The organism is Streptomyces sp. KLMMK (genome assembly GCF_036961605.1).
GTDB classification, from domain to species: domain Bacteria; phylum Actinomycetota; class Actinomycetes; order Streptomycetales; family Streptomycetaceae; genus Streptomyces; species Streptomyces telluris.
Window position 1 is genome coordinate 1 of the sequence record NZ_JBAMDC010000308.1, and the last position, 7,842, is coordinate 7,842.

7 protein-coding genes are annotated in these 7,842 nt (G+C 75.2%); 3 read left to right on the forward strand and 4 right to left on the reverse strand.

What is annotated here, in order from left to right:
* The 4 genes from V7793_RS29155 to V7793_RS29170 form a co-directional block, all read right to left on the reverse strand.
* Positions 1-773: ABC transporter ATP-binding protein (locus V7793_RS29155; protein WP_336011946.1), on the reverse strand; the 773-nt coding region annotated here is incomplete at its 3' end.
* Positions 770-2,047: an energy-coupling factor transporter transmembrane component T gene (locus V7793_RS29160; protein WP_336011949.1), complete on the reverse strand. Its 1,278-nt coding sequence runs from the start codon at positions 2,045-2,047 to the stop codon at positions 770-772. The genes V7793_RS29155 and V7793_RS29160, both read right to left, overlap by 4 nt.
* Entirely contained in the window at positions 2,044-2,721 is a 678-nt protein-coding gene (locus V7793_RS29165) for an SCO2322 family protein (protein ID WP_336011965.1), read from the reverse strand. The genes V7793_RS29160 and V7793_RS29165 overlap by 4 nt, the downstream gene beginning before the upstream one ends.
* Positions 2,722-2,750: 29 nt before the next feature.
* Positions 2,751-4,031, reverse strand: coding sequence for a prenyltransferase/squalene oxidase repeat-containing protein (locus V7793_RS29170; protein ID WP_336011953.1), 1,281 nt, complete (start codon positions 4,029-4,031; stop codon positions 2,751-2,753).
* 454 nt (positions 4,032-4,485) lie between these two features.
* On the opposite strand from V7793_RS29170, the gene V7793_RS29175 reads away from it, so the two are divergent.
* The 3 genes from V7793_RS29175 to lanKC form a co-directional block, all read left to right on the forward strand.
* Positions 4,486-5,985, forward strand: a complete 1,500-nt coding sequence (locus tag V7793_RS29175; RefSeq protein WP_336011956.1) for an aldehyde dehydrogenase — start codon at positions 4,486-4,488, stop codon at positions 5,983-5,985.
* Positions 5,982-6,236 carry a ferredoxin gene (locus V7793_RS29180; protein ID WP_336011959.1) on the forward strand — a complete coding sequence of 85 codons (255 nt, stop codon included), beginning with the start codon at positions 5,982-5,984 and terminating at the stop codon, positions 6,234-6,236. The genes V7793_RS29175 and V7793_RS29180 overlap by 4 nt, the downstream gene beginning before the upstream one ends.
* Positions 6,237-6,378: 142 nt before the next feature.
* Positions 6,379-7,842 (forward strand): class III lanthionine synthetase LanKC (gene lanKC / locus V7793_RS29185; protein WP_336011962.1); only part of this gene is annotated, 1,464 nt, incomplete at its 3' end.

Below are 7,842 nucleotides of genomic sequence, written 5' to 3' on the forward strand. Positions count from 1 at the left end.
TCCCGTACGGACAGGGGCAGCGGTGACCAGCCGGCGAGCCGGCCCAGGTCGACGACGGGCGGGTGGACCGGCGACACCGCCATGACCTCGGCCGGCTCCCCCATGACGGGGGCCCGCCCGGGGCCGGGCAGCAGGATGACGCGGTCCGCGTACTGCACGACGCGCTCCAGCCGGTGCTCGGCCATCAGGACCGTGGTGCCCAGGTCGTGGACCAGGCGCTGCAGGACGGCGAGCACCTCCTCCGCCGCGCCCGGGTCCAGGGCGGACGTCGGCTCGTCGAGGACCAGCACCTTCGGGTGCGTGGTCAGCACCGAGCCGATCGCGACGCGCTGCTGCTGGCCGCCGGAGAGCGTGGCGATGGGGCGGTCGCGGAGGGTCGCGAGGCCCAGCAGGTCGAGGGTCTCCTCGACGCGGCGCCGCATGGTGTGCGGGGGGATGCCGAGGGACTCCATGCCGTACGCGAGCTCGTCCTCGACGGTGTCGGTGACGAAGTGCGCGAGCGGGTCCTGGCCCACGGTGCCGACGACGTCGGCCAGTTCGCGCGGCTTGTGGGTACGGGTGTCGCGGCCGGCGACGGTGACGCGGCCGTGCAGGGTGCCGCCGGTGAAGTGCGGGACGAGGCCGCTGACGGTGCCGAGGAGGGTGGACTTGCCGACGCCGGACGGTCCGACGAGCAGGCAGAGTTCGCCCTCGGGGACGCTGAGGTCGACCTCCTGGAGCGAGGGTGCCTCGGCGTCGTCGTAGGTGACCGACACCTGCTCGAAGCGGATCACTTGGGCTCCTCGGGGGTGGGGGTCTCGGTGGCCTCGGCACCGCCGGGCTCCCCGGCGGGGGCCGGGCGCCGTCGCGGCGGGGACGGATGCCCCGGCCCGGTGGCCGCATCCCGCGTGATCCCGTCGGCGGGCGCCGGCGCCACGAACGCGGGGAGCAGGCCGATCAGGATCGCCGCCGCCGGCCACACCGGCAGCTGCGGCGCCGTCAGCGGCACCGCCGGCGGGTGCAGCGCGGCCGCCGCGTAGGTGTTCGCCTGGATCATCAGGGCCGCGACCGCCACGCCCGAGCCCGACACCAGCCAGGCCCGTACGTCCCACCGGTCCGGCCGGTAGCGCGTGCGGACGGAGCGGCGGCCGCCCAGCCACAGGCCCGCCAGCGCGGCGGCGAGGCCGCCCAGCAGGACGGGCGTGCCGTAGCCCGCGCCCTGGTCGGCGAGCAGCCCGTACGTGCCGGCGCAGACGCCCATCAGGCCGCCCAGCGTGAGCGCGCTCGTGGTGCGGCGGACCGCGCGCGGCACCCGGGCCGTGCGGCCGTAGCCCCGCGCGTCCATCGACGCCGCCAGCGCCACGGAACGCTCAAGAGCGCCCTCCAGCACCGGCAGTCCCACCTGGAGCAGCGCGGCGAGGCCGTGGTCGGGGCGTCCGCGCAGGCGGCGGGCGGCGCGCAGCCGCTGGACGTCGGCGACGAGGTTCGGCGCGAACGTCATCGCGACGACGACCGCGACGCCCGCCTCGTACAGCGCCCCGGGCAGGGACTTCAGCAGCCGCGCCGGGCTGGCGAGCGCGTTGGCCGCGCCCACGCACACCAGCAGCGTGGCCAGCTTCATGCCGTCGTAGAACGCGAAGAGCAGCCCCTCGGCCGTCACCCGGCCGCCGAGCCGCACGCCCCGCGCCCAGTCCGGGAGCGGCACCTCCGGCAGGGTGAAGAGCGTGTGCGTGCCCGGGATCGGGGAGCCCAGCACGATCGCGAAGACGAGCCGGATGCCGATGACGACGAGGCCGAGCTTGAGGAACGCCCCGTACGAGCGCGCCCAGGGCGCGTCCGTGCGCCGCGCGGCCACGACGTAGCCGGCGACGGCGATGAGCAGGCCGAGCAGCAGGACGTTCGTGGTGCGGGAGGCCGCCGCGGCCAGGCCGAGCGCCCACACCCACCAGGCGCCCGCGTGCAGTGCGGAGGCGCGCGAGGTGAGCGGCGCGCTCCCGGCGCCGCTGCCGGCACCGGTCCCGGCGCCCACCTCCGCCCCGCCCCGCGGCGGCTTCTTCCTGTCGCTCATCCGCGGCGTCGGCGGGCCTGCCAGAAGGCCGCGGCGCCCAGGACGACCACGGCGGCGATACCGCCGATCAGGCCGGCCGAAGGCCCGCCGTCGTCGCCGGAGCCCGCGTCGCCGGAGTCCTCGCTCCCGGCCGGGCTCGGCTGTGCGCTCCCGTCCCGGGATTCCTTCTTCGCGCCGCCGACCTGCTCGCCGCAGCCCGTCCGCGGGTAGCCGGCGATGGCGCACAGCAGGGCGGAGGAGTCGTAGCGCAGCGGCTTGGCGACGGCGGCCAGCGCCTCGCCCGCGGTCGCGTCCTCGCCCACCCGGGCGCAGGCCGAGCGGGCGGCGGGCGGCGTCTCGCCCTCGGGGGCGTCGGCGGCCGTGCCGAAGTCGAGGACGACGGCGACGCGCTTCGTACCGTCCTTGGCGGGCGTGCTGTCGCAGACCGCCCCGAAGTCCGCGGCGGCGCGCGGCTTCGCGGCGTCGGAGGAGTCCGCGCTGACGGCGAACCGGAACCCGACGGCCTCGCCGTCACCGGGCCGGGCCGTGGCCGGCCCCTGCGTGGCGTAGGCCCACTGCCCGCCGGGGCCCTGCCAGAACGACCAGTACCGGTACCCGGCGGCCTGCGCGGGGGCGGCGGTGCCGAGGAGGGTGAGGAGCACGGCGGCGAGCGCGGCGGCCGCGCCGCCGCGCATCACCGTGCCGCGTGCCGCGGCGGCTCGGGTCACAGCTGCTGCTGCTTCTTCTTGCGGCCGCTGATCAGGAAGCCGATGCCGGCGCCGAAGGCCAGGCCGACGCCCACGATCCACCACACGTTGACGGTGACGGAGTCGTCGTCCTTCTTCTCCTCCTCCGTCCCCATGCCGCCGGTGGCCTTCTTCTCCGGGGCCGGGCCGGTGGCGTTCAGCTGCTCCACCAGATCGGTGCCCGCGAAGTTGTGCGGGTTGCCGCCGGCCGCGTCGGTGGCCAGGATCAGCTTGGCCAGGCGGCCGGGCTGGCCCTTGGCCCACTCGGCGGTGCCGCTCTCCTTGGACTGCAGCCACTTCAGGGGCTTCTCGGCGGCCGAGCGGTGGCCGCCGGCGGCGAGGGCGAGGGCGGCGTCGGCGGTGTTGCCGTGGTCGGGCTTGGCGGGGGCGCCGGGCATGGACGGCAGCAGGTAGCCGCCGTTCTTGTCCATGGTGGCCACGAGGTAGCCGTCGACGGCCTCGGCGGCAGCGGCGGCGTCCTTGGGCTTCGCCTGGTCGTCGCCGGAGCACTCCAGCGCCTTGACCGGCTGGTCGGCGTCCTTCTTCGGGGGCTCGACGAGGTAGCCCTTGCCGCGCGTGGCGAGCGCGGCGGCGGCGCTGGCGAGGTTGTCGGCGCGCAGCCCCTTGTCGTCCTTGAGGTACGCGAACGCGCCGCGCTCGGCCTCCTCCTTCGCGTCGCAGCCGAGCTGGAAGGTCAGCAGCGTCTCGACGGGGTTCCTGCCGCCCTTGGCGGCCTCCTTGGCCGGGTCCTGGCCGGCCGCGGCGAACGCGCCGAGGGCGATGGAGGTGGAGTTGGCGTCGCTGGGGCTGCCGGCCTGGTAGCCCCAGCCGCCGTCCTCGTTCTGGTGGGCCTTGAGCCAGTCGAGGCCCTTCTTGACGGCCTCCGAGCGGCCTCCGGCGGCGGCGAGGCCCTGTACGGCCGCGGCGGTGGCGTCCGTGAACTCGTCCTTCTTGGGGTCGCACGCCTTGCTCGTGTCGGCGCGGTAGCCGGGGAAGCCGCCGTCCGCGCACTGCTGGCCGGTGAGCCAGTCGACGGCCTGCTTGGCCGGCGTGACGTTCACCGCGCTCTGCGCCATGAAGGCCAGGGACTGCCGGAAGACGCCGTCGAACTTGGGGTCCGCCGTGCCGTAGAGCCCGGGGGCGGCCGGGGACGGGGAGCTGTCGGCGACGGCGGCGGGGACCACGGCCGTGCTCAGGGCGGCGGCGGTGGCCAGGACCGCGGCGCCGCGGCGCGCGTGGACGACGAGGGAGGGGGCCATGGGGTCGTGCCTCTCGGGTGGGTGTCACTGCGGTGGCCGGCGTGCCGGGGTGCGCGGTGGCGCAGCCGGGCGCGGCTGCCGCCCCGCGAGCTTCGCGCGGTGGCACCGGGCTCGGCTCCGCATACCTCGACGGTGCCGGTGGACCGGGCGGCACCGCCAGGCGGTACGACCGGCTCCGGAAGCCTGCCGCCTGGCCCGGGTGGTCCGGCTCGTACGGCCGTGCCGGGGCGGCGGGCCGTAGTCACGGTTGCGGGTCAGCGCCGGATTTGCACCGGCTTCCCCCGTTCCGAGGCGGGATGAAGTTGTCGCAGACACTTTAACCGGCCGGGCCGGGGCCCGGTCGTCCGGCGAGCCCGCCGACCCCGTTGCCCCGGCGCCGGAGGAGCTGCTAACTGTCTGATGCAGCGTCAGATTCGACGCCCAGGGCTCCGCAGACGCGCGGGAGGCATCGGACATGAACCGGGATCTGGACCGGGACGGGAACGGACTGATCGAGCACGGGCAGCTCTTCATCGGCGGCACCATGACCGACCCGGCCGGCCGCGCCGTCATCGACGTGGTGTCGCCGCACTCCGAGGAGGTCATCGGCCGCGTCCCGCACGCCTCGCGCGAGGACGTCGACCGCGCCGTGGCCGCGGCCCGCACCTCCTTCGACTCCGGGATCTGGGCGGACCGGCCGGCCGCCGAGCGCATCGAGGTCGTCACCCGGATCAAGGACGGCATCGCCGCCCGGCACGAGGAGCTGGCCCGCACCGTCTCCGCGCAGAACGGCTCCCCCTACTCGTGGAGCGTCCTCGCCCAGGCCCTCGGCGCGATGATGGTGTGGGACTGCGCCATCGCCGTCGCCCGCGACCTGCCCTGCGAGGAGCGGCGGGCGGGCGCCCTCGGGCCGCTGCTGGTGCGGCGCGAGCCCGTCGGCGTCGTCGCGGCCGTCGTGCCATGGAACATGCCCCAGCTGGTGGCCGCGGCCAAGCTCGCGCCCGCGCTGCTGACCGGCTGCTCGGTGGTGCTCAAACCCTCGCCCGAGACGCCCCTGGACTCCTACCTGCTGGCGGAGATCGTCACCGAGGCGGGCCTGCCGGAGGGCGTGCTGTCCGTCCTCCCCGCGGAGCGCGAGGTCAGCGAGTACCTCGTCGGCCACCCGGGCGTCGACAAGGTGGCCTTCACCGGCTCGGTCGCCGCGGGCAAGCGCGTCATGGAGGTCGCCGCGCGCAACCTCACCCGCGTCACCCTGGAGCTCGGCGGGAAGTCCGCGGCGATCATCCTGCCGGACGCCGACTTGGACGCGGCCGTCACCGGCATCGTCCCCACCGCGTGGATGAACAACGGCCAGGCGTGCATCGCCCAGACGCGCATCCTCGCCCCCCGCGCCCACTACGCCGAGCTGGCCGAGCGCTTCGCCGCGGCCGCCTCCGCCCTCGTCGTCGGCGACCCCCTCGACCCCGCCACCCAGGTCGGCCCGCTCGTCGCCGAGCGGCAGCGGCGGCGCTCGCTGGAGTACATCGCGCTCGGGCAGCGCGAGGGCGCCAAGGTGCTCGCCGGCGGCGGCCGGCCGGCGGACCCCGGCACGGGCTGGTACGTCGAGCCCACCCTCTTCGGCGACGTCTCCAACGCCATGCGGATCGCCCGCGAGGAGATCTTCGGGCCCGTGATCTGCCTGCTGCCCTACGACACGGAGGAGGAGGCCGTGCACATCGCCGACGACTCCGACTACGGGCTCTCCGGCAGCGTCTGGACCCGCGACGCCGAGCGCGGCATCGAAGTCGCCCGCCGGGTGCGCACCGGCACCTACTCGGTCAACACCTTCGGCCTCGACATGTTCGGCCCCTTCGGCGGCTACAAGAACTCCGGCCTGGGGCGGGAGTTCGGGCCCGAGGGCTTCGCCGAGTACCTGGAGCACAAGACGATCCACCTGCCGGCGGGGCACGGCGAGCCGGCCGGGGGAGAGGCGTGACCGCGGCGGGCGGGCGCTGGCGCGTGCGGGTCGACCGGGGGCTGTGCGTGGGCTCGGGGATGTGCGCGGGGAACGCGCCGGAGGCGTTCGCGCTCGACGCGGGACGGCGCTCGCACCCGGTCGCGGAGGAGACGGACGCCTCCGGTCCGCTGTTCACGGCCGCCGAGAGCTGCCCGGTGGAGGCGATCACGATCAGCGTCCTGGACACGGGTGAGCCCGTCTTTCCTCCGGACTTCCCTCCGGAGGAGTGAACAGGGGGCGTGTGCAGCAACGCCGTTCGTACGCACGCGCGTTGTTACTCATGCGTTCCGCACACTTCCTTGATGACACATGTGACTGGCCGGTCCCCTCACAGCGTGGAAATCTCTAGGCAACGCAGCCGAGGGGGCGACGATGGACGCGCGGTACGAGGTCTACTGCCTGGCCGACAGGCACTTCTACGAGACCCCGGACCGGCTGTCCGTCCCGGGGGCGGGCGGCGAGGGATCCCAGGAGGCGGGCTGGTACGAGACCGCCCGCCGCCCCGCCCCCGCCGGCTGGAGCACCGCCCGCCACGGCGACTGGCTCCACGTCTTCCCCGCCGGGGAGGACGGCGGCCCGCGACCCGGGCAGCCCCTCCAGGGCTGGAAGATCCACGTCTCCGCCACCGCCGACACCGCGGACAAGACCGCCGCCGACGTCTGGGACTACTGCGTCGCCCGGGACATCCCGTTCAAGTTCGTCCCCGGCCCCCACCTGCTCCACCTGCGCAACAACAAGTACGCGGAGCGCGGCCACAGCGGGAAGTTCGTCACCGTCTACCCCTCCGGCGAGGAGCAGCTCCACACCGTCCTCGCCGGGCTGCACGAGATCATCGGCGGCCGCCCCGGCCCGTACATCCTCACCGACCTGCGCTGGCACGAAGGCCCGCTCTACGTCCGCTACGGCGCCTTCACCCGCCGCTTCTGCATCGACGGGCGCGGCGCCCTCGTGCCCGCGATCGAGGACGGGGACGGCAAGCTCGTCCCCGACTCCCGCAACCCCGCCTTCCAGGTCCCCGCGTGGGTGACGCTGCCCGCCTTCCTCGCCCCGCACCTCGCCGCGCGCAACGCCACCACCGTCGGCGACCTGCCCTACCGCATCGAGAAGGCCCTGCACTTCTCCAACGGCGGCGGCGTCTACGCCGGCACCGACACCCGCGACGGCCGCAAGGTCGTCCTCAAGGAGGGCCGCCCCCACGCCGGGCTCGCCGCCGACGGGGCCGACGCCGTCGCCCGCCTGGAGCGCGAGAAGGACGCCCTGGAGCGGCTCGCCGGCCTCGGCGTCGCCCCCGAGCCGCGGGACTGGCTCACCATCGGCGACCACCGCTTCCTCGTCATGGACTTCGTCGAGGGCAAACCCCTCAACTCCTTCTTCGCCCACCGCCACCCGCTGCTCGCCGCGGACCCGGAGCCCACCGCCACCGCCGACTACACCGCGTGGGCGCTGCGCATCCACCGCGCCGTCGAGGAGGCCGTCGAGAAGGTCCACGCGCGGGGCGTCGTCTTCAACGACCTCCACATGTTCAACATCATGGTCGCGCCCGGCGAAGACTCCGTCGTCCTCATCGACTTCGAGGCCGCCGCGCCCGCCTCCGAGCACGGCCGGCAGGTCGTCGCCCACCCCGGCTTCTTCGCCCCGCCGGACCGCCGCGGCGCCGACGTCGACCGCTACGCCCTGGCCTGCCTGCGGCTCGCCCTCTTCCTGCCCATCACCACGCTCTTCGTGATCGACCGGGCCAAGGCGGCCCACCTGGCCGACGTGATCGCCGGACAGTTCCCGGTGCCGCGGGAGTTCCTCGACGAGGCGGTGGAGGAGATCACGCGCGGGGCGGGGCCG

Bases quoted from the DNA above. Each gene is read 5' to 3' on its own strand.
- V7793_RS29160 (WP_336011949.1), bottom strand. From the start codon at position 2,047: ATGAGCGACAGGAAGAAGCCGCCGCGGGGCGGGGCGGAGGTGGGCGCC.
- V7793_RS29165 (WP_336011965.1), bottom strand. From the start codon at position 2,721: ATGCGCGGCGGCGCGGCCGCCGCGCTCGCCGCCGTGCTCCTCACCCTC.
- V7793_RS29170 (WP_336011953.1), bottom strand. From the start codon at position 4,031: ATGGCCCCCTCCCTCGTCGTCCACGCGCGCCGCGGCGCCGCGGTCCTG.
- V7793_RS29175 (WP_336011956.1), top strand. From the start codon at position 4,486: ATGAACCGGGATCTGGACCGGGACGGGAACGGACTGATCGAGCACGGG.